This window comes from Mesorhizobium sp. M0601, assembly GCF_040320845.1.
Taxonomy (GTDB): Bacteria; Pseudomonadota; Alphaproteobacteria; order Rhizobiales; family Rhizobiaceae; genus Mesorhizobium.
Genome location: NZ_JAMYQK010000032.1, coordinates 39146 through 64970, shown reverse-complemented (window position 1 = coordinate 64970; position 25825 = coordinate 39146). Strand labels below are relative to the sequence as shown.

Genomic DNA, 25825 nt, shown 5'->3' with positions numbered 1-25825 from the left:
CGAAGTGTGGGTCTCGCTACGCGATGTCGTCTATTCGTCCCGACCACCGCGAGGCGCTGACAAAGGTCACCGCTTACGACCTCTCGATCTCCGGCGGCATCGAAGGCAAGGTCTCTAGCATGATCGCCGACAGTTTGGTCGATCAGAAAAACGGGGGAGCCTTTTACCAGGTTCGTGTCGCGGCGGACAAATCGACGCTCGCGAGGGATGGCGAGACTTATTCAACCATCCCGGGCATAATGTGCTCAGTAGACATCAAGACGCAAGGCGATTCTGAGTTACCTTTTAAAGCCGATCAACAAGGCGCGTCAGGAGACCATGAGTGAGCGCTAGCGCCACCTCTCCTCCCATCAATCGTGATCGGCGGCTGCTAACGATCACAAAAGAGGATTTCGGGCTGGAATTCCGGGTCGTCGCGCGTGGCGGCATACGCCGCGGCATTCGTCTGGAAAAGGCTTTCTGGATATCTCTGAAGCAGATGGCTGAAAGTAGGAAATGCACAATCGGCATGCTGATCGAGGAGATCGCCGACAGCCCGACCAAGACTGGTAACCTGACGTCGGCGATTCGGGTGGCTTGCATACACGGGCTGGCGGATGAAAACATGGCCCTGCGGAAGCTTGCATCGATCAGGACGATCAATGCCATATTGCTTGCCTGCCCCTCGCCCGCTTTTGCCTTGGCGTCATCGAAGAAGATCCTGACTTTCAATGCTTCGTTCCAGCAATTCGTCAAGCGTCAGTTGCCGATCGGACCAAACAATGATGCACGACTAGATCTCAAGCTGGCGCTGGATCTCCCTGTCGCCGACATTTTTGCCCAACTCGACGCCAACGGCGAAGTACCGATCGCCAGCGGCTTTGTAATCGGGGCTGGCGAACGCCGGTACCGAGGTCAATTGAATGTAGTACGGGCGCCCGTACCCGAACCGGAATTGCTGATGGCGTTCGTCAACAGCTAGAACTGCGGCCTCCGGTGAGCGAGGCTCAATCCGGGCTGAAGATCCTTCGTGTCATTTAGCGCGAATAGGAACTGTCTGCGAGACTTCGATTAGGCCCGACCGCTATTGCCAGCCGACGGCCCGCGCCGTTTGGCGGGAGCGGCACCATCACCAATCAACCGGATTCATTACAATGAAGGGCGACAACCTCGAAGAGAGAGGGCAAGACGACGTATTGGCGCCAGAGAAGGCTTGGCGAGCAGAAAAACGGGATTGGATCCGAACTGGGCTGATCGCCGCGCAAATCCGCGCGGAAAAGCTGCGGCAAGGTCCAAGAAGAAATTTCGCAGGATCGAACACATGTGTTGGCTGGAAAATAGAAAGCTTATCCGCTCCGCGAAAGTCATTGCCGAGGCTGAGCATGCCGAACGTAGCGAAAAGACAGCAAGATTGAGATCGCTTCGGATGGCAGCTCAGAGTGACCTGAAGGTTCCGTTCCTTGAGGAACTCGATTGCTCTCTACTTATCGCCGCACTGACTCAAGGCGAATTATCGGCTAAACTTCCCGACGGATCGCATTGGCGGGGCCGAGCAAGGGCAACAGGCAAAAACCAGTATTCCTCCGCGCCCGCCAATTCGGACTAACGAGTGTTCTCTCGCCTGATATCGAATTCAGAAGGCGATCTCGAGACCCAGCTTGCCGCTGACAGTTGACTGTCTTGAGACCACTTGCCGCGAATCTCACTGCTGAGCGTTGATCGATTGAGACATTTTCAGGTTGAAGCCAGACGGAGTGCCACTGAGAAGTCTGCGTCTTCAAACTCACACTCTCCCTTCCGTCAACGCATGCCGTGTTGGAATAGCCGAAGCCGAAAGGCGGTAGCGCTCCTCAAACCCACTATCTCATCTCGGGTAGCAGGTGTGGCGATGTAGCCCTCGTCACAGGGCTAACCCTAGTGTTTGCACTGGCCAGGGGCCGCTTTTGATGCCACGCTGCGGAGCGCCGGCGGTCCGAGCACACACCGCCGATCCCTGCGACCCAGAGCATCGCTTCACGAAATTTCCCTAAGGGCAGTCAGACATTGTTCCGATCAGTGTTGAACGAGATAGGTTTCGATCCTGCCGACACCTGCCAGTTCTAGATTACAGCGCGGTTCGAGCTTCCAGGAGGTGCGCAGGGCCTGCTTGGTTGCCTCCGAGATTTGCATGCGGTCGGCCACGCCCTGGGACTCGAGCCGGCTTGCAATATTCACGGTCTCGCCCCAGAGGTCGTAGACGAACCGATGCCGGCCGATCAGGCCCGCGATCACCGGTCCCGTGTGCACGCCAATGCGGATCCGAAAACTATCGTTACCCCAAGCTAAGGGCTTCAACGCGTCCAGCATGGATTTCCCGAGTGCCACGATCCTGTCGGCATGGTCAGCTGCCGGTTCGGGAACACCGCTCGCAGCCATATAGGCGTCTCCGATGGTCTTGATTTTCTCGACGGAATGCTTCTCCGCCAAGACGTCGAACGTGCCGAATAGCCTGTCGAGGCGCTTGATCAGGTCCGACGGCGGCAACCTTGCCGCTATGCTCGAGAAACCGACAATATCGGCAAAAAGAATGGTCACTTCATCGAACCGGTCGGCAATGAACTCTTCGCCCCGATGCAGCCGTGCCACGATCTGACCGGGCAGGATCGCATGAAGAAGCGAGTCAGCCCGCCCCTTCTCCACCTCGATCTGCTGAAGATACTGGTGCTCGCGGTCAAGCCAACGCTTCTTCTCCAAACTCGAGTTGATCCGGGCGCGCAGCAGGACTGGATTGAAAGGTTTAGGCAAGTAGTCGTCGGCCCCCGCCTCGATGCAGCGGACCACTGCATCCACTTCGTCCAACCCCGATATCATGATGACAGGGATATGCCGCCATCGGCGCTCCGCTTTCAATCGTGAGAGCACCTCGATGCCGTTCATGTCCGGCATCAGGAGGTCCAGCAGAACCAGGTCGAACTCGTGTTCCGCAAGGTGAGCCAGCGCTGACAGACCGGACTCGGCAGTGACTACCTGATGACCGTCACGTTGCAAGCGGCGGGAGAGGAGACCGCGGTTACTGCTGATGTCGTCGACGACAAGTATGCGGCCACAGCCGGAGCTTACGGGGTGCTCCGTCTTGATCAGTGCCCGTTCGAGTCCTGCCGCATCGATCTCAGCCTGATCCGTGGTCCGCGGTTCCTCGCTGTCGGGTGCGCGCGAGAGGCCGGCGATTGCATCGACATGCGCCAACAACTCGGCCGCCGCGGCGAGCATCACCCTGACATCCTCTTCCAGCGCGTATTCGTGCAATTCTTCGGCTTCTTCACGAATCATTTCGGAATAGCCGATGATCGCGTTGAGCGGCGTTCGCAAGTCGTGGCGCAGTTTCGCCTCGATCTCGACCCCTGCCCGGTTCTGATTGTCGGCTTTTCCATGGATCAAGCTGTCGATCAGGCCATTCAATTCGCAAGCAGCGGCGCTGACCTTCTCCAGATCCGGTGTCATGTGGATCAGACCGAGGTCCTGCACCTGTTCGGTCAGCAACTCCTGAAATCCTGAGATTGCCCGCGCCGGTCCGGCGAGCTGCTGTGCCAGATGGACGGCGATCGCATGGCGTTGGAACTTGTTCTTGGCAGTCATGTTTTCAAACCGTCGGCCTGGGCCTCATCGATTCCCGGCGAGCAATTGTTCAATTTTCTGGACAAGTCGCGACAGGTCCACCGGCTTGCTATCGTAGTCATCGCAGCCGGCCTCGAGCGCCATTTCGCGATCGCTGGCCATCGCGTGCGCAGAAAGCGCAATGATCGGGATCCCGGAGGTGGCCGGATCAGCCTTGATCCGCCTGGTCGCCTCCCACCCGTCCATGACCGGCAAGCTCATATCCATGAGGATGAGATCCGGCCTTTCCGAAAGGGTGAGTTCCACGCCCGACTGTCCGTTTTCCGCAATTAGGACTTCGAACCCACGCCGCGACAACCGCCGCGAGAGCATGTCCCGGTTCAATTCGTTGTCTTCTACGAGAAGGATCCTCGTCATCCTCGGCTTCCTTCAGCCATGGGGGGCGGTTCCGCGATCGGCAATGCTGGCACCTGTCGATCCAAGCGGGAATATCTGGCGCTCGAGGGCCTCGACCAACTGAGACCGACTGTTTGCGCCCTTGGTCACAACCGCGACCGCCCTGTCGCGAAGCCATTTGAGCTCATCGGCCGACAAATCCTTGGAAGTCACGACGACGACCGGAATGTTCTGCAGCTCGGGCACCTGCTGCATCTCGTTCAAGGTCTCGAATCCGTCCATTTCGGGCATCAGCAGATCAAGCAGGACCAGACGCGGCAACAACCGCTTCATCAGCTTGAGGCCGCGCAGGCCATCGCTTGCCTCGTGAACCCGCCAATCCTTCTTGACCAGAATACGCCGAAGGAAATCGCGCGAGGCTTGATCGTCATCAATAACAAGCACATCGCGGTTGCCACTGCCGCAAGCCTCTATCGTTCGAACAAGCTTCCGCGTGTCGATCGGCTTCGTCAGGTATTCGACCGCACCGAGTGAGAGGCCGAGTTCGCGATCTGCAAGTATCGTCGCAAGGATTACTGGAATCTCGCAGAGCTCCTTGTCGCTTTTCAGCGAGCGCAGCACTGACCAGCCGTCCTGATGCGGCATGATAATGTCGAGAACGATTGCGACGGGGCGATGCGCTCGCGCAGCGGCTATTCCTTCCTCGCCGCTTGCTGCTTCGATCGACGCCAGTCCCGCCTCTGCCAAGGCCCTGGCGATGAGGGTTCGGGCGGCAGGTTCGTCATCGATGATCAGAACCGCCTTGTCCGACGGCCGCGACGACAGCGGTTCGGCGGATCGCTGCTCGCTAGGTTCCTCGTTGCACTCGGCTGGAATCTCCATTGTGAAGGTCGAGCCTTTTCCGAGCTCGCTCTTGACCGTTACAACGCCTCCGATCATTCGGCAGAAACTCCGGGTTATGCTAAGGCCCAATCCCGTTCCGCCATAGTTGCGAGTGGTGGACGCGTCTGCTTGCGTAAAAGGGTCAAAGAGCCGTTCTTGCTGCTCTGGCGTCATCCCGATCCCGGTGTCCGACACTATGAATATTAGCCAGTCGCGATCCGATCTCCTGTTGCGTCGAACCGCCAGCGTTACACGGCCCACTTCGGTGAACTTGGCCGCGTTACTGAGTAGATTGAAGAGGTTATGACGCAACTTCGTCTGGTCCGAATGCATTTTCCCAAGGTCGCCCGCGAGGTCCAGCACGAAACTGTTTCTGTTTTTCGCCATCAGTGGCGCGACTGTGGCCTGGACATCGCGCAACAAGTCGGCGACGTCGAAAGTCTCCAGGAAATTTTCCATCTTATTTGCCTCGATCTTCGACAGATCGAGGATGTCGTTGATGAGCGCGAGGAGATGGCGACCGGCCCCTGCGATCTTTTCCACATCTGGGACGAACTCGTTCATTTGCTCGTCACTCGCCTCTTCGATCAGCATCTCGCTGTAGCCAATGATCGCGTTCAATGGAGTGCGTAGCTCGTGGCTCATGGACGCGAGGAAGCTGCTCTTGGCCTCATTTGCCGCTTCAGCATGGCTCTTGGCCCGCTCGAGTTCGACCTCTCTCTGCTTCAGTTCCGTGATGTCGGTGTAAACGGCGACGGTCCCGCCGTCAGGGGTCTTTCGTTTGCTGACGCGGACCCAGCGTTCTCCGAAGCGACCCTCGTGGACGAAGCCTGCCGGATCCTTCTGGATGCGCAGCCTCTCCGCAATCCATTCCTCCGGCGACGCGCCCTCAAGGTCGACGTGCCCGCTCGCCAAGCGTCCTTTCAGAATATCCTGAAGGCTTTGCCCAGGAAGAGTAGCTCGCTCATTGCCGGGAAAGATTTCGCAGTATTTGCTGTTGGCAAGAAGGACCTTGTCCTCCGAATCGAACAGGACAAATCCGTCAGAAATCGCCTCGAGTGCCGCTGCGATCGTCCGTCTTTGCCGCTCCGCCTCATCTTCCAGTCTTTGCTTTTCAATTGCGCTCGCCCGGAAAAGCCGAAGCGTCCGCGCCATCGCGCCGAGCTCGTCGCCTCCCTCTGCCTGTATTTCGACGTCATAGCGTCCTTCCGTCAGATTTCCGATCACCCGGTTCAAGCGCCGCAACGGGCCGACGATCGAGCGAAGAACAAGGATGGTGAGAAGCGACCCGATCATCACCACGATGGCCACCAGCACGGCAGCGGTCGTCGCCGTTTTCTGGGTTTCCGTTACGACCTCGTTGCGAGCGGCTTCTGCCTCGGCGCTCGCTCGTTCGACGAGTTTGTTTAGCGCGGCATCCACATTTGCGCTGTGGGTGCGCGCCTCGGCGAGGAGAGTGTTGCCGATGATGCGGTTGTCTTGAGTATAGCTGTCTGCCGCTCGTAACGCCGTTTTGACATAGGAATCGATCTCAACGCGGATTTCCCTGACCGCATCCGGTGATGATTTCGAAAGGCGGTCCAGATGTGTCAGCAGTCGCTCGCGCGCCTGCTCGGCATTGCGCTGGGAATTCATCAACAAGCTAACCGACAAATCAGTCAGCCAGTAGCGCAATTCGCCGAATGTTACGTGGGCCGCAGCCGCAGTGGATGCGACATCGAAAAATGCCTTGGTCTCCGCGGTTCGATCTGCACTGCGATAAAGTGCCTGCGTGAGAAAGATGGACGATACGATGAGGCTGATAAGGCCGGCCGCTGTCAGCGCAGCTATGCGGGCCGAAATCGGTAGATTGGTGAAGCTACGCGCAAGTGGCCTCGCCGGCGCCGATACGGCCTCCACTTGGTGCGGTGATTGTTCCAAAGCGCTCATTTGAACAAGACGATGCTGATCGCGCCTCCCAGATCGCCCGCTTTGCCGCCCTCCTTAGGATATCCTGTCACGTCGATCTCGCCCTTCGGCTCGCCGTGACAGGAAAGACACGAGCCGGTATAGTATTCGGGCAGCAGCATTCGAAATGCCGGGCGTCCATCCGCCTCTGTGACGTCCGTGTAGGCTCCCTTCGCTCTCTGCGGATCCACCAAGACCTTTTCGATGATCTGTGCTTCCCAGGCGTCTGGAAGCGATTTGCGGTTGCGCACGAGTTGCTCTGGCGCAGTCACGCGCACCCGAGCTTCGTTGCCGGCCTTGGCGCTGAACTTGTCATTCATCAGACGCGCAAACACGGCTGGCACGAAGCCCTTGAATGCGATTCCCGCGCGGTTGATGTTATCTTGCTGTTCGTCCACCACCTCTCGCATCGCCTCAATCTGGACCTCAAGCAGACGCCGGTCGCGCTCGGTCAATTCGCCGGAAAGCGGGTCGTTGCCGGTGTGTTTTGAGTATTCGGCGATGGCCTCTCTCGTAATGCGCTCACCGTCGAGGTGCTTGTCGCCAAGAGCAGGATCATTGATGAGCGTCTGGTAGTTCGAGATGATACGTCGCCCCGCACGGAGCAATTCCGCGAGTCGCGTTCCCGTCGCGACATCCTCGGTAACTCCCGCTCCGATGGCAGACGACACGGCGAGCGCGCAGCCGACAAGAACAGCGGCAATGAAAGTCCGCGTCAACGTTGACATGCCGGACATTTCCGTTTCCCTTCCAGGAAGGCCACTAGCAGCATAGCACGATAAAAGCCGGGGAGGCAGCGACAAACTTCGAAGCTCAGGGAAGGAGGGAACGAAATTCGCCATCTGTTCCGAAGCGTCCCTGGCGTGTAACCCATCTCCGCCGAACGTCCCTTACACCCCATTGCCACCCCATTGCCAACCCACAGCCTCGACCAACTGGATGACGGCTTCGGGTGATGGCCGTGAATTGGTCCGGAGCAAGCGAGCTTCCGCTTAGGTCGGAACCGGCATTTCGCTCAGGGTAAAGCCACCAGGACAGCTTCAGGCAGAGCCATCACCTTCAGCACCGCTTCGCGTCGTGCTGCTGGCTGGAGACGCCGCTCGTTGACGGGCACGGCCGGCCTTCGCCTTACGGCTGCGCCAGCCGCGATCCGAACCGACGAACGCTTCCAGCATGTGCGGAATCAGGGCAGCGGTGTCCACGGGTTCATAGAGCCGGCTGTGCTCGGCCGCATACTGGTCGAGTTCCTCCTTGAGGGGCTCCGGCAGGATGATCGTCATGCGGACGACACCAACCTTCGGCAGCCGACCGAGCCTCAGATCAGGCATTGTTCACCTCCTGCTTGTGAGACAAGGACATGTTGACTGTTCAGATAATCAACATAGGCAACGACGTCGCGATGAACGGCGGCAGGCAGTTCGACGGTGATCTTGACCGGACGGTCATCGGGAATGGCGGAAAGTTTCAGGTTGGTCATGATGAATCCTTTGACGTGCCGTAAGGCACAAGAACAAGGTCGCGATTGACAATCACGCGAACCGGGAAACCGGGCCGCACGGTGAGCGTAGGCTGGACATAGAGCTGATTGCGCACGAGCTGCTGGCCAATATCGGAGGCCGAATCCTGCGTGCTTTCGCGGATGGCCTTGGCGATTTCGCTTTCGTCGTCGCTGGACCCAAGCGATGTCCCAATGCCCAGTAATGTCGAGAGTGCTGCGGCCCGGAACATCTGGCCCCAATGACGGTCGACCTCGTCCTCCAGCCCGGAAAATCCTTCAGCGTCTGCGCCCTGCTGGCGCTCCAGGACGATCGAGGTGCCGTCAGGCATGATCAGCCGGTTCCAGACCAGCAGCACGCGCGACTGGCCGAAGGCGACGTGGCTGTCGTACTGGCCGATCAGCCTCGCACCCTGCGGGATCAGGAGATGGGATCCTGTCGGGCTGTCATAGACATTTTCCGTGACCTGAGCGGTGATCTCGCCGGGCAGGTCGGAGCGGATGCCGGTGATAAGGGCAGCTGGAATGACGCTGCCGGCTTGCACCACATAGGGCGAGGCCTTCGCGGCGAGCCGATCGGGGCTGACTGTGCGACGGTCTGGCTCGGCATTGACGAAGGCCAGCTTGCGATCCTGCCCGTTTTGCGCGGCGCCAGGATCGATCGGTGGCGGCCCCAGCGGCGGAATCAGACCAGATTGGGTGTCCGGTTCTATGACTCTGCCGCCAGGATCCTTTCGTCTGGGACCAGGTCTCGTGTTCGTATCGGTGAAGAGCTTCGCCACGCGTGCGGCCTCGATCTCGGCCAGTCGGCGCTGCTCCTCCGGATCGGCGCGCGGTCCACTGACGTTGGACGCCCCAATCGGCTGGCCGCGCTCCTGCGCGCGCAAGATCGGCCGGCCCAAATCGCCAGGCAGCGCGGGGCCGAGTTGCGGAACACCTGCATAGTCCTTCGGCAGCTTCTGTAGCCCGTCGGCCGTTGAGCGGTTTTCGGTGGTGAAGAGCTCGGGCGGCTGTTCGGTTCCGCGCTGTCTGGTGTCGAGCGCCCAAATCAACGTGCCGAGGATCGCAGCGCTGGCAACTCCACCGACGCCTATCAGCACCTTGCGCGACAGTCGCGTGACCCTGGCCGGTTCGGGCCGAAGGCGCAGTTCCGCTCGAATGTCCTGGTTGGGTGCATTTGCAGGGTCGCTCATCGGAACAGCCTCGTGCTGGGCGAGGTTCGTTTGCCGTCCGTGCGCACGATGCGGACGCGCTTTTCGCTTGTTTTGTCGCCGAGCCTCAATTCAGCGGCGGCAAACAGCCGATCAACGACGTAGTAGTTCTGGCGAGCACGGTAATTGACCAGCTCCGAGCCGCCCGATGGGCCGATGACAAAGAGCGGCGGCATTTCACCTTGCCCTATGCCCGACGGGAACTCGATGTAGACTTTTGCACCGTCATCGAAGGCGCGAAGCGGCCGCCAGGGCGCCATGTCGCCTTCGATGCGATAGCGAAAATTCAGTTTCTGGATGTCGACGCCGGACGCGACCGGCTGTGCGGCGGAAGCCTGCGCGTTCTGGCGCCGCAGCGCAATCAGCTGGTCCTGCGGGTACTGCCAGGAGACCGAAGCCATGTAGGTCTTTTCGGTCGAGCGCAGCTCGAGATGATAGGTGCGGCGGTCGCTGTTGATGACGAGATTGGTCTGCAGATCCGGCCGTGTCGGCTTCACAAGAATATGGACCTGCTGGCGCTCCCTTGCCCCACTTTGCGTATCGCCGATGATCCAGCGCACCGTGTCGCCGGCGGCCACAGGCCCGGAGCCGACAAGCTGCTCGCCCGGCTGCAAGGCGATGTCGGTGACCTGGCCGGGCGCGGCATAGATCTGGTAGAGCGCGCCCTCACTCCACGGATAGAGCTGGATGGCATTGACGAACCCGTCGCGAATCGGCTGCATCCTCGCTGCCTCGTTCGCCTGGCTGATACGCTGCTTCGGATCGGTCGGCTCCGGCTCCACCTTCGTAGCGTCGACTGGTTTCAACTGACCAGGCAGCGGAAGCGGTTTCGGCACTTCCACCACTTTGACCGGACCAGGCGGGTCGACCCTGCGCACCGCAGGCACCGCATCGTCGTAGGCGATTTCCGGCGGAATGTATTTCTTCGATGCACAGCCGGCGAGCGCCGTTGCCGACAGCAGTGCCAGGGCAAGCCTACGTGCCTCGGGCGCATTGTGCGTGACCGGTTTCGCCGACGTTCTTGTTGGTGCTGCACGCATCATGAAAACTCCTTCGACCAGCTGATGGCGTTGACATAGACGCCAAGCGGATTGGCTTTGAGCCGGTCAGCGTCGCGGGGTTGCTGAATCACGATTGTGAGGATTGCGGTCCAGCGCTCGGTGCCGGCCAGGTTGCCATTCTCGTAACGGCGCTCGACCCAGGCGACGCGAAACGAATCGGGGGTAGCACGGATGACGCTGGAAACCTCGATGGCGATCTGGAGTTTGCCCAATTTGGCAAAAGGGTCGTTCAACCGGACGTAATCATTGAGGGAAATGGCGCCGCGGTCTGTGGTGTAGTCGTAGGCGCGCAGCCAGTTTTGGCGGACGATGACCGGGTCGGCCGGAATGCTTCTGACCTGTTCGATGAAGCGGGCCAGATGCCAGGCGACCTGCGGATCGGTCGGCCGATAGTCGGCAACGGCCGGAGCGACAACCTGCGCTTCACCGAACTTGTCGACCTCCACCACCCAGGGAACCACTGAGCCGCGCGTTGACTGCCAGACCAATGCGAGTGCAAAACCGCCGGCCAGGACGAGAGAGCCGAAGGCCATCAGCCGCCAGTTTCTCGCCTGGACGCGAGCCGAGCCGATGCGCTCGTCCCAAATCTGGGCTGCACGCTGATATGGCGTCTCGGGGTGAGGCGTTTTTGCGTAACGAACGAAAGGGCGTCTTAAGGGGGTCATCGGCGGTCGTCCTGATCGAGGGAAACATTCATCGAGCCGCCCCCATCATCACTCGAGTGAACTGAATGCGCGGCGACGCTGGCGCCATGGCTCATGACCTGGCTACGCTTCATTCGTTTTGCCCATGCGGGCGGGGCGTCGGAACTGGTTTCGGAGGTCGACCAGTCACCCGAGGAAGCCGTTCCCGACGATCGCTCTCCACTCGTCGCACTCCAAGCCGCAAAGCGGCCGGCCTCATAGCTGTCAGACAGCGCCGACGCGGCGCGCGACATGGCCTGCTTCACCGGTCGAACGGCAGCGCTGGCACCGGCCCTGGCGACACCCGCCACGCCGGCGGCGACCGAGCCTGCACCACCTCTTCCAGATGTCGCTGCGCCAAGTTCCCAGGCGGCCGAAGTGCTGCCGGCCAGATGCGCGCCGCCGCGTGCGGCTGCTGCCGACATACGCGCACTGCCATTGAGTGCGCCTGCCGCGCCGCTCAATCCGGCGCGGGCACCCATAGCGCCAGCCACGCCAAGGCCGCCAGCGACGAGGCTCGTGCCAACAGCGGCACCTGCGCCCAGTTGCGGGGCACCGGAGACCAGCCCCGTCGCAATGCCGGGACCGAAGATCGACAGTCCCATCAGCGACAGAGCGCCCAGGACAAGCGACAGCGCATCCGTGATTGTGGGCTGTTCGGCGCCGAAGCCTTGGGTGAACTCGCCGAACAGGCCCGAGCCGATGCCGACGATGACGGCAAGGACCAGTATCTTCACGCCGGAGGCAACGATGTTGCCGAGCACTTTTTCGGCAAGGAAGGCGGTCCGGTTGAACAGCGCAAAGGGTATCAGCACAAACCCGGCAAGCGTCGTCAGCTTGAATTCGACCAGCGTGACGAAGATCTGGACGGCCAGAAGAAAGAACGCAATCAGTACGATCGCCCAGGCGATCATCAGCACTACGATCTGGACGAAATTCTCGAAGAACGATACGTAGCCCATCAGCTGGCTGGCGGCCTCGAGGATCGGATTGCCGGCATCGATGCCGACTTGCGCCACGCGGCCCGGCTGCAGCAATGCCGAGCCTGAAAGTGCCGAGCCTCCAGCCTTCAGGCCGAGCCCGGAAAAGCTCTCGAAGACGATCCCGGCAAGACGGTTGAAGTTGCCGATGATGAAGGCAAAGAAGCCGATATAGAGCGTCTTCTTCACCAGTCGGTGCAGCACGTCTTCATCAGCACCCCATGCCCAGAACAGGCCGGCCAGTGTGATGTCGATCACAATCAGGGTCGAAGTGAGAAACGCAACTTCCCCACCGAGCAGACCAAAGCCGGAATCGATGTAGCGAGTGAAAGTCTCGAGGAAGCGGTCGATGACGCCGGTGTCGTTCATGTGCGTTAGGTCCTAATCAAAGAAAGGAGTGCTTTGATTTTATTGTCGTTTCTGATCTCGCAGGGTGAGAGACCCTGCACGTCGTGTGACGCAACATGCGGCGATGAGCGGATGGGTGAGGCAAACCGGGTGCTTCCGGGGAGCCATAAATCAGCAGAACCCATCAAAGCCGGACGGACGGGGACTTCCGATCCCGTAGCCGGTCCGGCCAGCGAGCTTGCCATGGCGAGGGAAACCGAACCGATGGCGGACGCCTCGTCAGACACTGGAACCCGCCAACTCGGAAGTGGGCGGGCCGGCACGTGGTGCGAACCGCGAGCCGGTGGAGCGCTGGTCCTTGCTATGGGTACAGGGACCGGGGGCACGCAGCGTGCTGCGGGCCAGCCTCGATATGGGTTTGCGTGGTATCGAGGCCGGATTCCACACGGGGTACAGTCGGCGCCTAAAGCAGGCGAGAGATCAGTTGCGGAACCTAAGAACCCTGTCATCGCTTCCGACGCTTTCGAGCGGTGGATGGCTGAAGCGACCAGCGATCGCGGTGATAGGGGGCGGAGCCTTCGTAGTAGTCCGGGGACGGGAAAGCCGTCCACATGGCGAAGGGAGGCAGTGGATACAGCAAGCAGGCAGGAGGTGGACGTATGTCCGACGTGGTGAATACCTCGTTTGTCCTCGACATGCAGCGCAAGCTGTATCGGTGGAGCAACGAGGACCCCGACCAGGTCTTTGTTGATCTGTTCAATCTCGTATGCGACCGCAGAATCCTGAACGAGGCTTGGCGAAGGCTCGCCCGCAACAGCGGCAGCCAGACACCGGGCACTGACGGGATGACGCGGCGCACGGTCGAACAACGTCCCGGTGGCGCAGCGGGGTTCCTCGAAGAAACTCGAGAGGCGCTCCGCAATGGAAATTATTGCCCGGAACCTGTCAGGCAACGGCTCATCCCGAAGCCCGGCAAACCCGGACAGTTCCGGCCACTCGGCATTCCCACGTTGATCGACCGTCTGGTGCAGATGGCTTTGAAGCTGATCCTGGAGCCCATCTTCGAGGCGGACTTCTATCCGACCTCCTACGGGTTCCGGAAAGGACGGAGCACCCATGATGCCCTGGAGCGAATCCAGAGATTCCTTCAACCGACGAAGCGTGGACCTTCGGTCTATCGCTATGCCATAGAGGGTGACATCAAGGGCTGTTTCGACGCCATCGATCACCACGTCATGATGGAGGGAGTGCGACGACGCATCGGCGACCGCAAGGTGCTGAAGCTGATCCTCGCATTCCTGAAGGCGGGCGTGATGATCGAGGGGACCATTCGTCACCCTGTGACCGGCTCGCCGCAAGGCGGGATCATCTCGCCGATGCTGTCGAATATCTATTTGACGGCCATCGACGAGCGGTACGGGCGATGGTCCATGCGCCCCCGTGAGCCAAGTGTAAATGCCGCTGCTCGAAGGGTCAAAGACCACAAGAAAGGCAGGCCGGTGTTCTACATGGTGCGATACGCGGACGACTTCGTCGTCCTCGTTGACGGCACGAGGGAGCAGGCGGAAGCGGAAAAGTTCGCGCTGGCGGAGTTCCTGAAAACGGAGCTTCGCATGGAGCTGTCGATGGAAAAGACCCGGATCACCGACGTCGGGGAAGGCTTCGACTTCCTCGGCTACCGGGTGGTGCAGACCAAGGCGCTCCGTACGGGACGTCTCGTTGGCAACCTCTTCATTCCGAAGGGCAAGCTGAACGACCTGCGCCACAAGATCAAGGGTATGGTGACGGGCATTCCCACGGGAAGTGCGCTCGGCCAGCTCATCGACAATCTCAATCCTGTCCTCACGGGGTGGAGGAACTACTACCGATATGCCACCAAGGCTTACCGGGAGTTCAGCCATCTCGACTTCTGGATATGGCAGCGCGTGGGGCGCTGGTTGAGGAAGAAATACCCGAAGGCAACGTGGCCGACGCTGCGACGCCTTCACTTCCACAGCGCTCCGGGAAAGCGAAGGCAATGGACCGACGGGTCCAAACGCCTGCAGTTCCTCTCCGAGGGAGGAACCATGCGTTACCCGGACCAGAGCATAGCGAAACCGAACGGATGGAATACGGAAGAGGAGCACCGCCAGCGCGAAAGCGTGCATGCCTTCTGGGACGCATTCCAACGCCTCAGACATATCTGAGGACCACCCATGGACGCGCGAGCGCCCATGCATGGAGAGCCGGATGCTTGGAAACTTGCACGTCCGGTTCGGGAAGAGGGATGGAGAAACTTGTCTCCGAAAGGGGATGGAGCGCTTCATCTCTACTTTCACGGCGCCACCGTTTCGGGATAGGGCCGGTCTTCCGCGAAAGGCGGCGTTGGCGGTTGGAGCGGCGGCAGCCGGGTCGGGTCCTTTTCGATCGACGGAGCCACGTTTGGCATGATCGGGCGGGATGGCCGCAGGAAGCGTCGGCGGCCTTCCGCCCAGGCTTTCCTGCAGGCGTCGTCATCGATCGCCGCCATGCCGATGTCCCGGCATCGGGCAAGCTCGACGCTTGCCGGCTCGCCGCCCGGATATGCGGAGCGCGGGGAGGACGCGTCCTGCGAGCCGCCGCCGCGCAGCGCCATGGAGGCGGCGGTCATGGCGGCGCCAAGGGCAAGAACGGCTGTTATCCGGGCGGCGATCTTGAGATCCATGCGGTCTTCGCCTCAGTCGTGGAACATTTTTACGGATGACGCGCTGTAGCTGCTGCCCGTCATGAAACGGCTGAACTGTTCCCGCGCCTGCTCCTGTGCGGCCGCCCGCCTCGCCTGTTCAAGGGCGTCGGCTCGTCCTTGTGCCGCCAGCATCGCGGTGAGGTCGGCAACTTGCTTGGCCTGTACGGCAAGAAGCTGGTTGCCGGCCTGCGTCGCCTGAAGCACGCCGACCGCGGACTGGCTGGCACCAACCAGCGCACTCGTCTGCTCCTGTGTCTCTGCGATGTTGTCTACTGCGACGGCGCCGGTCTTCAGCGAATGCTCAAAGGCCGACACCGAGGTCTGCCAGCGTTGACGCGCGCCGTCGACAAGCTGCTGGCTGGAGAGTTCCGAACCGAAATTCTCGTAAGCGGAGGTAAACTGGCTCTCGATCTCCTGGACGCTATAGGCCAGCTTGTCGGCCTCGCCGAGCAGGCTCTTCATCTCGGAAAAATTGGCCTCGATCTGGCCAAGCAGCGAGGTTGGCAGGGAGGTGAGATTCTTCGCCTGGTTGATCAGCATCTGCGCTTCGTTCTGAAGCGAGCTGATCTGGTTGTTGATCTGCTCCAGCGCACGCGATGCCGAAAGCAGGTTCTCGGCGTAGTTCTTTGGGTCGAACACGATCAGTGCCGATGCCGGTGCCGATGACAGCGCCGTCGCGACGACGATTGCGCCGGCTGCCGCCATGCGACGGATACGCCGACCTGCAAGAACGGAATTCATGAGGGAAGCTCCTTTGTGGATTGGTCGATCACGCCAGTGAGATTGGGAATGAGGTCTGCCGCCCAGGAGAGACCACGGTTCGTAAGCCAGGCTTCGAGGAAATGGTCTCGCCCCGCCTCGGCGATTATCCGGTCGATCGCGGCCTGGTCCGATTTGGACGATGCGGCGCAGAGCGCCAGCGCGATCGGACCAAGCCCCAGCTCGAACAGGCGGTTGCCGCGGCGGCTTTGACAGTAATAGTCGCGCTTCGGTGTCGCTCGGGCGACGATCTCGATCTGGCGATCGTTGAGACCAAAGCGTCGGTAGATCTCTGTGATCTGCGGCTCGACGGCGCGCTCGTTCGGCAAGAACAGCCGCGTCGGGCAGCTTTCGACGATGGCCGGTGCGATTGGCGATCCGTCGATGTCCGAAAGCGACTGGGTGGCGAAGACCACGCTGGCGTTCTTCTTCCTCAGCGTCTTCAGCCATTCGCGCAGCTGGTCAGCGAAACCGCCGTCGTCGAGCGCGAGCCAGCCCTCGTCGATGAGCAGCAGTGTCGGCCGGCCGTCCATCCTCTGCTCGATGCGGTGGAACAGATAGGCGAGCACGGCGGGCGCTGCACCTGTGCCGATCAGGCCTTCGGTTTCGAACGCCTGGACCGAAGCCTCGCCCAGCCGCTCGTGCTCGGCATCGAGCAGGCCGCCATAAGGGCCACCGATGCAATAGGGAAGGAGCGCCTGCTTCAGCGGCGAAGATTGCAGCAATACGGACAGGCCAGTCAGCGTCCGTTCGTGGACGGGCGCAGAGGCCAGCGACGTCAACGCCGACCACAGATGTTCCTTTACCTGCGGCGTGATGGACACGCCTTCGCGCAGAAGGATGTCGACAAGCCAGTCGGCCGCCCAGGCTCGCTCTGGCGTATGATGAATATGGGCGAGCGGCTGTAGCGAAACGGTCTGAACGTCGTCCGACAGATCGGCTAAAGTGAGCAAGGGCAACGGATCGTCAGCCCCCTGCCCAGTTCCGGCATTTCTTCCGAGATCATGCCAATCGCCATGCATGGCGAGCATGGCCGCGCGGATTGAGCCGCCGAAGTCGAAGGCAAAAACCTGGCTGTGCTCGTAACGTCGGAACTGCAGCGCGATCATCGCCAACAGGACCGACTTGCCGGCACCGGTCGGGCCGATGACGAGGGTGTGGCCGACATCGCCGACGTGAAGGCTGAACCGGAACGGTGTGGCGCCTTCCGTTCTGGCGAAGAACAGCGGCGGGGCGCCAAAATGCTCGTCCTCAGTCGGTCCAGCCCAGATCGCCGAAAGTGGAATCATGTGGGCGAGGTTCAGAGTCGAGATCGGCGGCTGGCGGACATTGGCGTAGACGTGGCCGGGGATGCTGCCGAGCCAAGCCTCGACCGCGTTGACGCTTTCGGCGATGCAAGTGAAATCCCTGCCTGAAATGACCTTTTCGACCAGGCGCAGCTTTTCGTCGGCAATTGCCGGATCAACATCCCAGACCGTCACGGAGGCGGTGACATAGGCTTCGCCGATCTGATCTGAACCGAGATCCTGCAGGGCCGCGTCCGCATCGGCCGCCTTGTTGGCGGCGTCCGTATCAACGAGGACTGACGCCTCGTTGGTCATCACCTCCTTCAAAATTGCGGCGATCGATTTGCGTTTGGCGAACCACTGGCGACGGATCTTCGTCACCAGCTTCGTCGCGTCGGTCTTGTCGAGCATGATCGCCCGCGTGGACCAGCGGTAGGGGAAGGCAAGCCGATTAAGGTCGTCGAGAATCCCCGGGAAGGTCATGGTCGGAAACCCGGTGATGGTGAGTGTGCGCAGATGCGCATCGCCAAGCCTCGGCTCTAACCCGCCGGCTAACGGCTGATCGACAAGCAAGCCATCGAGATGCATCGGCGTTTCCGGCACGCGAACGCGATGCCGCTTGGTCGAAATTGTTGAGTGCAGGTAACTCAGCGTCTCGCCATCATCGAGCCAGTCAGCTTCGGGAACGAAGCCTTCGATGAGGTTGAGCACGCGGTCCGTGCGATCGACATAACTCTTCAGGAGCTCCCAAGGATCGACGCCGGTCTTTTGCCGGCCTTCGTAGAGCAAGCTCTCCATTCGCGACGCTTCCTCGGCCGGAGGCAGCCACACGAAGGTGAGAAAGTAGCTGCTTTCAAACAGCACGCCGGACCCTTCGAACTGTTCGCGCCGCTCGATGTCGAGAAGTGTGGATGCGCAATCCGGGAAGCGGCTGTCGGGGTAGCCGCTGGCGGAATTGCGCTGCGCTTCGACAAAGATCGCCCAGCCGGAGCCGAGCCGGCGCAGCGCGCCATTGAGCCGCGCGGTCGTGCCGACCAGCTCCGCCGGCGTGGCGGAGTCCAGGTCCGGCCCGCGAAAACGCGCCGTTCTTTGAAAACTGCCATCCTTGTTGAGCACCACGCCCGGCGCCACCAGGGCGGCCCAAGGCAGATAGTCGACGAGGCTGGCGCTCTTGTTTCGATATTCCGCGAGGTTCATCACGGCGAAAAACCTCAACAGCCGAAATGCGCGGGATAGCGCAGGTGCCGGCGAACCACGTCGACGAACTGCGCATCGCGCTTTGCCGCCCAGACGGCGGCGAGATGCCCGACCGCCCAGATGACGAGCCCCGCGATCCACAGACGAAGACCCAACCCGACCGCGCCTGCCAGCGTGCCGTTGGCGATAGCGACCGCGCGCGGCGCGCCGCCGAGCAGGATCGGTTCAGTAAGCGCGCGATGCACCGGCGCGAAAAAGCCACGGACTTCCTCCTCCATCAGATCAGCGCCCCGCCGCCGAAGGAGAAAAAGGACAGGAAGAACGAACTTGCCGCGAAAGCGATCGACAGCCCGAAGACGATCTGAATCAGCCGACGAAATCCGCCCGATGTGTCGCCGAAAGCGAGCGACAAGCCAGTGACGATGATGATGATCACCGCCACGATCTTGGCGACTGGTCCCTCGATCGATTCGAGAATTTGCTGAAGCGGCTCCTCCCAGGGCATGGAGGAACCGGCAGCATGGGCGGGCGCAATCGTCATGATCGCGGCGGTCGTCGCATACGACAGCTCCACGGCAAGTTTGCGGATAGCCGATGAATTGAAGCGGATCGGGGTCATTCTGAAGCTCCAAAGGGCGAGTGGTGATTCACGGTCATTGTGGTCTCGAGATTTGCTTCCAGGGTGCGGTAGTCACCGGTGGCCGCATCGAGCCCGTCGACAAAGGCGATTTCGACGAGCCGGCGCGCGGAGCCGCGGCCGGCGAGGACGGCGACGAGGTCTATGGTTTCGGCTATCAGCGCGCGCGGGACCGTGACGACGGCCTCCTGTACGAGCTGTTCCAGTCGCTGCAGTGCGCCAATGGCAGAATTGGCGTGAATGGTGCCGATGCCGCCGGGATGGCCGGTGCCCCAGGCCTTCAGCAAATCGAGCGCTTCGGCGCCCCGTACCTCGCCTATCGGGATGCGGTCGGGCCGAAGCCGCAATGATGACTTCACCAGATCGGACAGCGAGGCGACACCATCCTTTGTGCGCAGCGCTACAAGATTGGGCGCAGCGCACTGCAACTCGCGTGTGTCCTCGATCAGCACGACGCGCTCGGCGGTTTTAGCCACCTCCGCCAAAAGCGCGTTGACCAGCGTGGTCTTGCCCGTCGATGTACCGCCGGCCACCAGCACGTTCTTGCGTGTCTCCACGGCAAGCTGCAGGACGTCAGCCTGGCCTTCGGTCATGATGCCGGCAGCGACATAGTCTTGAAGCGTAAACACCGCGACTGCCGGCTTGCGGATGGCGAAAGTTGGTGCCGTGACGACAGGCGGCAAAAGGCCCTCGAACCGTTCACCGGTCCCGGGCAGTTCAGCCGAAACGCGCGGCGAGCCCGAATGCACCTCCGCACCGACATGGTGCGCGACCAGCCTGACGATCCGTTCGCCGTCTGCCGCGATCAGTGTTTCATTGCTTGCAGCGAGTCCTTCGCTGAGACGGTCAACCCACAGGCGACCGTCGGGATTGAGCATCACCTCGACAATGGCTGGATCGTCAAGGAAGCCTGCGACCGCCGGGCCGAGGGCGGTGCGCAGCATGCGCGCGCCGCGCGATACCGCTCCCTTACTGGCATGATAGTTGGTCGCCATGCGGGTCCCCGTTTCTCGCCACGAACTGGTTCTTGCCGCGGTCGGGGATCATTAGAAAAGGCAGGAGCGCCGGCCTTGCAACAAGCAAAACCGGCGATCGTGGCATGACGTGCAGAGACTTGCGAGATGCGGTGCCGCTACCGCGACAGCTCAGCAACCCGGTGCCCGACTGGCCATCGCCGCTCCAGCAGAACAGGCGGCTATATTCAAGAGGTGGCATCGCGACGGAGGATCAGCGCCTCGTTAGGTGCGTCTGACAGGATGAAGGGACTGCTTTCACGCTCTATGGACCGCTGCCGGAACGCTCTTTACCGGGGCCCCGGTAGAGTTCCTCGCCGGCCGTCGTCGGATTGGAGTCGACAGGCAGCTTCGGGAGACTGCGGTCGCCGCTTGGCAGGCGTCGGCCTGGCGATTGTCGTGGTCAATCCGGCGCGGGTAGGCGAGGCTAGCAGGTATGTTGAAGAGCGTAGAGAACTCTGGTAGAAATTGCCAGAAAGGTAGATTTTTGGAGCTTCTCGTGTCCCTGAACATCAAAAATCCAGCCACCGTTGCTCTCGCCGATGAACTCGCACGCCGCCAGGGTATCAGTAAGACAGCAGCCATTCATCAGGCCCTTAGCGAGCGCTTGCACCGCTTGGGCTTTGGAGAGACCGCTCAGGAGCGTCTGCTGGCAGAATTGCGCGCCATCCGAGAAAGAGTGGCACGATTGCCTGAACTGGATGGTCGCAGCGACGAGGAGATCATCGGGTATGACGAGCATGGAATCCCTAACTGATGGTGATCGATACCTCAGCTGTTGTAGCGATCCTTCGAAGCGAGCCTGAGGCAGCAAGGCTGGAACGAGCGCTGGTCTCCGACCCAATTCGTCTGATCCCGGCAACCTGCGTGCTCGAGGCACGCATGGTGCTGGTCAGCAGGCGCGGCGAACACGCGTTGGCTGAGATCGATCTTTGGCTGCGGAAAATCGAGGCCGACATCATTCCTGTCGACTCCGAATTGGTTGATCTTGCGACCCAGGGTTGGCTGACCTACGGCAAGGGCCACCACCCGGCGGCGCTGAATTTTGCCGATTGCCTCTCCTATGCTTTGGCAAAGCGTGCAGACGAACCGCTGCTTTTCATCGGCACAGACTTCTGCCAAACGGATATCGAACCGGCATGAGCACGAGATTGTAAGATGATCGGCTGTCTCCAGCTTGAACCTGTAATAGCACCCAATTAGTTTCGGCTCTGTCGGCTGGGCCTGCATCAAGGGGCGTCATGCCAACTTGGTCCAAAAGCAGAGCAAGCTGGCGTCTTTCGTCCTTCCGATCTGGCGCTGCTGGGCCGCGTCTTGGATGGATTGGAAGTTGAGGGCCAATCCAGCCGGCCAACTTGTAACTCAGACATTCACGGCCGCGACGCTGGCTGCACGAATAAATGATGGGCCTCGTCGAAAACAGCCCTGGGGAGGGCCCGAAGCTCGCTTGCTTCGTAGGTGAGATGCTCGAGATACTGCGTCGTCAGCCGGATAACCACTTGCGCTTGGGCCAAGTCACGACCGCGCTTGACTGGCTCGCGATCAGCTCGTTTTGAGACCCAGAATTGTGAGCAGCAAAAATACGCGGATCGGGAACCACGAGCCGTAACGGTCCGCCTTTTCCATCGATGGCGATTGCTTCGAAAGCAGGGGCGTTTTCCAATTATGCCAGACCAGATCAGCAGTGTGTGGGACCGCGAACCTGTTTTGAGAGGTACTTGAACTCACCTTCGGGCAATTGGCCGCGCAGGTGTTTGGACGACACGCGCGCGGCATCATGGCCCACCAGATTCGGATTCGCGGCCAAGAGGACGACGTCGGCATAACTGTGCCTGAGATTCTGCTCGAGATCGCCGGCGGAACGCAGCCTCAGATGGTCTTTGAAAACGTGCTCTACGGATCGAGCCATGCAACATCTCCATTTGCGGCACCGAAGAGACATTCAGCCGGAGGGTTCTGGCGGTGCCGAAAGGATGCGAGTGCGGTTGTTCCTCTGCTATGAGACAGGGGCGCGGAGGCCCGGAGAGGTGGACATGCCGCATCGACCGACGGATAATTGTCGGGACTCGCCGGTTTGAAAGGCGTACTCTGCTTTGATCGGTGATAAACATTAAGGGCATCGCCGGCTGTGAGCGAGCATCGTGCTTCCGCCCCAATTCGGGAGGGAGCCATGAGCAGCCCCAACACCTCCAAAATTGGCGTCGCAAACTCAGAAGACCGCGATCGGGCGCCACAGCCAATTCCTAGCCCAGAGCCTGTATACAGAAACGAACTGCTGCGGCGCATGTCTCCGGCCGACCTTCAATTGCTCAGGCCTCACCTTCACAGTAGCTTTCTGCCATTGAGGACGCAGCTCGAAACCGCAAACGCCGCTATCGAGGCCGTCTACTTCTTTGAGACGGGGATCGGCTCGATGGTGGCGAAACTCCGGCCGGAGGTCGACGCCGAAGTTATAGTCATTGGTTTCGAGGGCATGACCGGCTCGGCGCTGATCATGGGCGGCGATCGATCGCCGCACGACTGCTACATTCAAGCGGATGCCGAGGTTGCCAGCATGGACGCCGAGCCATTCACAAAGGCGCTTTCCGACAGCCCGACGCTGCGGCTTTTTCTGCTGCGGTACGTGCACTACGCGTGGATCCAGGCAAGCTATACCGCCCTCGCCAATGCGCGTTTGAAACTGGAAGAACGGCTGGCAAGATGGCTGGTCATGTGCAACGACCGCATAGAAGGCGACCGGCTGCCGATTACCCATGAATTCCTGTCGGTCATGTTGGGTGTACGACGGCCGGGCGTCACCCTGGCACTTCAAATGCTGGAAGGCCGCGGTCTGATCAGGTCAAATCGTGGCGAGGTCATCGTCCGTGATCGAACTGGTCTCATCACCTTGGCAAACAGCTCATATGGCCAGCCGGAGGCGGAATACGCCCGCCTGATCGGCGAGCAGGCATCTCCATGATCCGCGCCAATATCGAAGTCCGCCGATGGGATGAGACAAACTACCTAAAGCGGCAGGCCATCGCTAATGCTGGGCGGGGGGTCTCGATTCGCGAAGGGCAACCCCTGCTGGTTGCGACCGTTGAGTGAGGGACGCCGAGTCTCTCCCTTCCCGCAAAGAATTGATATGTTGAGACCGGAGGCTCTGTCAGCGCCGTTGGCGACCAGAGCAGGATATGGCTGCCAGTCCGGCGCGGGAACCACCATCCAGCCGCAGTCGACGTGTTGTCCGGGTCCCGGCCAGCGTCGTCGTTACTCCGACCGATCCCACACACTGACCAGGTCGGTGACGAGCAGCCCTGCAAACGGTCTGAGAAACCCTACCAAATGTGGCGGAACAAATCATGATCGTTTCTCATTGTGCTGATCAATCAAGGGAGATTGACCATGGGCGACCGGCACAACCCAAAAATCGAGGCATCGGCAAATGTCGGAAAAGACCCGGAAGATTGGGTCAGCGGAGATGACCCAATGACTCCCGCACAAGCCTCATATCTGAAAACTCTGGCCGAACAGGCCGACGACCCTGAGGCCTATGCCGACGGCCTTAGCAAGGCGGAAGCTTCTAAACGCATTGGTGCACTCCGGGAAAAGTTAGGCCTGTAGCGTCCGCCCGTGGCTTTTCGTCTCTAGCAAAGGACAGCCGATCGGATTGGATTGGGACAGTTTTGGTGCAGGTGACCCGCAATGAATCTTCTGAATTCAGTGCATTGTGGCTCGACCGGCGATCGAGACGACAAACGGCGGATGGGAGCGGCTCATAGGGTACAACAGCCCGGCATTCGCCCTAAACCCACCGAGACCTCGCACCCCCCGATCCAATCCTACTGTCGAAACAGATCAGGCCCTTCCGACGAGGGCGATGGTAACCAAAGACACAAACAGGACAAGGGCGATTGCAGCGCCCCAGAAGAAAACTTTTTCGGTGCCGCGTTGCTCTTCCTCGCGAGATATGTCTTTCGCCATTGTATGCATCCTTTGCGAAGGTCAGCGACTGAGCAACGTGCTGTGCCAAGGCTGGGTTCCCGATAAACTACTTGCCCGCTTCGCACTGTGAGACAGTTCTCGGAATGAAACTCCAACCGTCGGTTGGTGGACGCATCGCACCTGGTGCATCTAAAGTTCGCGTGGTCCGCGCGCACCGGGCATGTCCGACCCCCCGCTCGGTGCAACAGCGTTTGATCGACCCGCCGCATCAACCTGTGCGGCGGGCTTTTTTCCTCACGCGATGGAACACCGGCGCGCAGGAAAAGTTCTGCCCACGCAGCAAACTCTTTCCCTCATATTTTTGCTGCCAGATCGGATATCTCCGATCGGCCCGCGTCGTTCTTATCCTCCGGCGACGCGGGCTCGCCGTCCTGCTATCGGTCGAGGAACCACAGAACAACCGAAAGCACGATGCTGTCAGGACCCGGTGCCAATCGGAGCACAAACGTGAAGTTCTCACGCGGATCCTGGTCAACCGTAGCGGCATATGTAAGGCGGGAGCGTCTTCACCGATCGCCTCATCGGCTTCCTCGTGCAGGTCTAACTATACGTTCTGATGTTCTTGGACCCAAATGAGCTGCACCGCGTTGTTTGCGCGCATGCTGTGCTTCGCAATCTGATGGAAAAATCCGACGCCCCTGCTGCACCGCAGACAGCTCCTGGTGCCGAAGCGCGCTTTCCGTACGATCGTGCGGCGGTTGAGCGGTTTCGACAGACATTCCCGCGCGCCAGGTGGAGTGACGAGCGCCGAACCTGGTTCGTGCCAGGAAAGACTGCAGAGCGGCGGATCCAGCGCTGGCTTGCGCAAGAGGCGGATTTGCGAGCAGCACATGATGACAGCAAGGGACGGGATGCCTTCGCCTTCGATCCCCTGTCGAGCCGGTATCTGGAAGTCGCGGACGACCTGCGCATTCGCACGCCTTATTCGCGGACGGTTCTTGAGGAACTGCGAGCCGTTCCATGGGCGAGCTGGGACGACGAACTGCGGGCCTGGAGGGTGCCTTTCCGCTCGTACGAGGAGTTGAAGCGCCATTGGCCAAGCATCGAAAGGGCCGCAGGCCGCGCAGAACCGGAGGAGAGGAAACGGCGACGAGAAGCGTCCAAAGATTCCGAGGAATATAAAGCCGCCAGATTGCGGTATGCCGAACGCAGGCGACGTCGCTATCCACTGCCCCCAGACGATTTACCCCGGCTTGGCCGTGCCGTGGCAACGGAGCAATACGGTATCGTGGTCTTCACCGAGATTTCGGGTGAACTCGTCGACACCTCGCAGATAGCAGCGTTCTATCCGCATTTGATCGAGGCGAACGTCGACCACATCTGGGGCCGATGGCGTCCGGCGACGTTGGCTGAATTGATTAGAACATGGCCCGCTCGGCGTGCTGCCGGATTACCGGAACGGCAGCGAGGCTGGTGGCAACCGACGCTGGCCGAACTCAGGATAGCTCGCCAAATAGCTCGAAGCCTGGCGCGAAGAAGGGCACAAGGCTTATGGCATTGTTCTAGCTTTTGAAGCTGAGGCCGTTTTCCACCGTCTGTCCGGTTGCCCTAGTGTTGAGATGTCACCCCGATCGGAGCCTTCCATGTGCAACGATTGCGAACAACATACGGCTTGGCTGAACATTGCTCGATGATGACGTCGCTGGCCTTGAAGGTCCCATGCATGAAA

Annotated in this window: 27 protein-coding genes and 1 pseudogene; 9 read left to right on the top strand and 19 right to left on the bottom strand. The window is 60.5% G+C overall.

Going from position 1 to position 25825, the window contains the following annotated elements; all coding sequences use genetic code 11:
* Positions 1–23 precede the first annotated feature (23 nt).
* From NKI41_RS24270 to NKI41_RS24260, 3 genes are all read left to right on the top strand, one after another.
* Positions 24–326 (top strand): beta-barrel domain-containing protein, encoded by a 303-nt coding sequence (locus NKI41_RS24270; protein ID WP_352473008.1) that lies wholly within the window; start codon positions 24–26, stop codon positions 324–326.
* A complete protein-coding gene (locus tag NKI41_RS24265; protein ID WP_352473009.1) occupies positions 323–961 on the top strand; it encodes a ribbon-helix-helix domain-containing protein in 639 nt (212 codons plus the stop codon). The genes NKI41_RS24270 and NKI41_RS24265 overlap by 4 nt, the downstream gene beginning before the upstream one ends.
* 252 nt (positions 962–1213) lie before the next feature.
* Complete coding sequence (locus tag NKI41_RS24260) at positions 1214–1585, top strand: hypothetical protein (RefSeq protein ID WP_352685430.1); 372 nt, start codon at positions 1214–1216, stop codon at positions 1583–1585.
* A 446-nt stretch (positions 1586–2031) separates the two neighbouring features.
* Here NKI41_RS24260 and NKI41_RS24255 read toward each other — a convergent pair whose 3' ends face one another.
* The 10 genes and pseudogenes from NKI41_RS24255 to trbL all read right to left on the bottom strand — a co-directional run bounded on the left by NKI41_RS24255 (position 2032) and on the right by trbL (position 12597).
* Complete coding sequence (locus NKI41_RS24255) at positions 2032–3594, bottom strand: adenylate/guanylate cyclase domain-containing protein (protein ID WP_352685429.1); 1563 nt, start codon at positions 3592–3594, stop codon at positions 2032–2034.
* A 24-nt stretch (positions 3595–3618) separates the two neighbouring features.
* The gene (locus tag NKI41_RS24250; protein WP_352502866.1) at positions 3619–3990 is read right to left on the bottom strand and encodes a response regulator; all 372 of its coding nucleotides are present in this window, start codon (positions 3988–3990) and stop codon (positions 3619–3621) included.
* A 12-nt stretch (positions 3991–4002) separates the two neighbouring features.
* On the bottom strand, positions 4003–6780 hold the full coding sequence (locus tag NKI41_RS24245) for an ATP-binding response regulator (protein WP_352685428.1): 2778 nt from the start codon (positions 6778–6780) through the stop codon (positions 4003–4005).
* Positions 6777–7535 (bottom strand): Tll0287-like domain-containing protein, encoded by a 759-nt coding sequence (locus NKI41_RS24240; protein WP_352502868.1) that lies wholly within the window; start codon positions 7533–7535, stop codon positions 6777–6779. The genes NKI41_RS24245 and NKI41_RS24240 overlap by 4 nt, the downstream gene beginning before the upstream one ends.
* 303 nt (positions 7536–7838) lie before the next feature.
* The gene (locus NKI41_RS24235; protein ID WP_352502869.1) at positions 7839–8126 is read right to left on the bottom strand and encodes a DUF2274 domain-containing protein; all 288 of its coding nucleotides are present in this window, start codon (positions 8124–8126) and stop codon (positions 7839–7841) included.
* A gap of 41 nt (positions 8127–8167) precedes the next feature.
* A pseudogene (locus NKI41_RS24230) lies at positions 8168–8275 on the bottom strand (DUF2274 domain-containing protein); the annotation flags it as partial.
* A complete protein-coding gene (locus tag NKI41_RS24225; RefSeq protein WP_352502870.1) occupies positions 8272–9486 on the bottom strand; it encodes a TraB/TrbI/VirB10 family type IV secretion system protein in 1215 nt (404 codons plus the stop codon). The gene NKI41_RS24225 and the pseudogene NKI41_RS24230, both read right to left, overlap by 4 nt.
* A complete protein-coding gene (gene trbG, locus NKI41_RS24220) occupies positions 9483–10547 on the bottom strand; it encodes a P-type conjugative transfer protein TrbG (protein WP_502901236.1) in 1065 nt (354 codons plus the stop codon). The genes NKI41_RS24225 and trbG overlap by 4 nt, the downstream gene beginning before the upstream one ends.
* Positions 10544–11230 carry a conjugal transfer protein TrbF gene (gene trbF / locus NKI41_RS24215; protein ID WP_352685427.1) on the bottom strand — a complete coding sequence of 229 codons (687 nt, stop codon included), beginning with the start codon at positions 11228–11230 and terminating at the stop codon, positions 10544–10546. The genes trbG and trbF overlap by 4 nt, the downstream gene beginning before the upstream one ends.
* The gene (trbL, locus tag NKI41_RS24210; protein WP_352685426.1) at positions 11227–12597 is read right to left on the bottom strand and encodes a P-type conjugative transfer protein TrbL; all 1371 of its coding nucleotides are present in this window, start codon (positions 12595–12597) and stop codon (positions 11227–11229) included. The genes trbF and trbL overlap by 4 nt, the downstream gene beginning before the upstream one ends.
* Before the next feature lie 638 nt (positions 12598–13235).
* On the opposite strand from trbL, the gene ltrA reads away from it, so the two are divergent.
* The gene (gene ltrA, locus NKI41_RS24205; protein ID WP_352685425.1) at positions 13236–14762 is read left to right on the top strand and encodes a group II intron reverse transcriptase/maturase; all 1527 of its coding nucleotides are present in this window, start codon (positions 13236–13238) and stop codon (positions 14760–14762) included.
* A gap of 128 nt (positions 14763–14890) precedes the next feature.
* On the opposite strand, the gene trbK-alt is transcribed toward ltrA, so the two are convergent.
* From trbK-alt to trbB, 6 genes are all read right to left on the bottom strand, one after another.
* The gene (trbK-alt, locus tag NKI41_RS24200) at positions 14891–15259 is read right to left on the bottom strand and encodes a putative entry exclusion protein TrbK-alt (RefSeq protein ID WP_352685424.1); all 369 of its coding nucleotides are present in this window, start codon (positions 15257–15259) and stop codon (positions 14891–14893) included.
* Between the two features lie 12 nt (positions 15260–15271).
* The gene (trbJ, locus tag NKI41_RS24195; RefSeq protein WP_502901235.1) at positions 15272–16021 is read right to left on the bottom strand and encodes a P-type conjugative transfer protein TrbJ; all 750 of its coding nucleotides are present in this window, start codon (positions 16019–16021) and stop codon (positions 15272–15274) included.
* Positions 16018–18525, bottom strand: a complete 2508-nt coding sequence (trbE, locus tag NKI41_RS24190; protein WP_352685423.1) for a conjugal transfer protein TrbE — start codon at positions 18523–18525, stop codon at positions 16018–16020. The genes trbJ and trbE overlap by 4 nt, the downstream gene beginning before the upstream one ends.
* An 11-nt stretch (positions 18526–18536) precedes the next feature.
* The gene (locus tag NKI41_RS24185) at positions 18537–18800 is read right to left on the bottom strand and encodes a VirB3 family type IV secretion system protein (RefSeq protein WP_352685422.1); all 264 of its coding nucleotides are present in this window, start codon (positions 18798–18800) and stop codon (positions 18537–18539) included.
* On the bottom strand, positions 18800–19063 hold the full coding sequence (locus NKI41_RS24180; RefSeq protein WP_352474837.1) for a TrbC/VirB2 family type IV secretion system protein: 264 nt from the start codon (positions 19061–19063) through the stop codon (positions 18800–18802). The genes NKI41_RS24185 and NKI41_RS24180 overlap by 1 nt, the downstream gene beginning before the upstream one ends.
* A gap of 74 nt (positions 19064–19137) precedes the next feature.
* Positions 19138–20154: a P-type conjugative transfer ATPase TrbB gene (gene trbB / locus NKI41_RS24175; RefSeq protein WP_352685421.1), complete on the bottom strand. Its 1017-nt coding sequence runs from the start codon at positions 20152–20154 to the stop codon at positions 19138–19140.
* A gap of 517 nt (positions 20155–20671) precedes the next feature.
* Between trbB and NKI41_RS24170 the strand changes: the two genes are divergently transcribed.
* Positions 20672–20929 carry a type II toxin-antitoxin system VapB family antitoxin gene (locus tag NKI41_RS24170; RefSeq protein ID WP_352492342.1) on the top strand — a complete coding sequence of 86 codons (258 nt, stop codon included), beginning with the start codon at positions 20672–20674 and terminating at the stop codon, positions 20927–20929.
* On the top strand, positions 20929–21315 hold the full coding sequence (locus NKI41_RS24165) for a type II toxin-antitoxin system VapC family toxin (protein WP_352685420.1): 387 nt from the start codon (positions 20929–20931) through the stop codon (positions 21313–21315). Before NKI41_RS24170 ends, NKI41_RS24165 begins: the two co-directional genes overlap by 1 nt.
* A 227-nt stretch (positions 21316–21542) precedes the next feature.
* Here the strand turns inward: NKI41_RS24165 and NKI41_RS24160 are convergent, their stop codons facing one another.
* Complete coding sequence (locus tag NKI41_RS24160; protein ID WP_352685434.1) at positions 21543–21836, bottom strand: GSU2403 family nucleotidyltransferase fold protein; 294 nt, start codon at positions 21834–21836, stop codon at positions 21543–21545.
* 14 nt (positions 21837–21850) lie between these two features.
* A complete protein-coding gene (locus tag NKI41_RS24155) occupies positions 21851–22081 on the bottom strand; it encodes a hypothetical protein (protein ID WP_352502878.1) in 231 nt (76 codons plus the stop codon).
* 375 nt (positions 22082–22456) lie between these two features.
* Between NKI41_RS24155 and NKI41_RS24150 the strand changes: the two genes are divergently transcribed.
* Complete coding sequence (locus tag NKI41_RS24150) at positions 22457–23131, top strand: Crp/Fnr family transcriptional regulator (RefSeq protein WP_352685433.1); 675 nt, start codon at positions 22457–22459, stop codon at positions 23129–23131.
* A gap of 425 nt (positions 23132–23556) precedes the next feature.
* Positions 23557–23775: a DUF3072 domain-containing protein gene (locus NKI41_RS24145; protein WP_352502879.1), complete on the top strand. Its 219-nt coding sequence runs from the start codon at positions 23557–23559 to the stop codon at positions 23773–23775.
* Positions 23776–24009: 234 nt separating this feature from the next.
* Here NKI41_RS24145 and NKI41_RS24140 read toward each other — a convergent pair whose 3' ends face one another.
* Positions 24010–24135: a hypothetical protein gene (locus tag NKI41_RS24140; protein WP_352612592.1), complete on the bottom strand. Its 126-nt coding sequence runs from the start codon at positions 24133–24135 to the stop codon at positions 24010–24012.
* 640 nt (positions 24136–24775) lie between these two features.
* Between NKI41_RS24140 and NKI41_RS24135 the strand changes: the two genes are divergently transcribed.
* Positions 24776–25669, top strand: coding sequence for a hypothetical protein (locus NKI41_RS24135; protein WP_352685419.1), 894 nt, complete (start codon positions 24776–24778; stop codon positions 25667–25669).
* Positions 25670–25825: the final 156 nt, after the last annotated feature.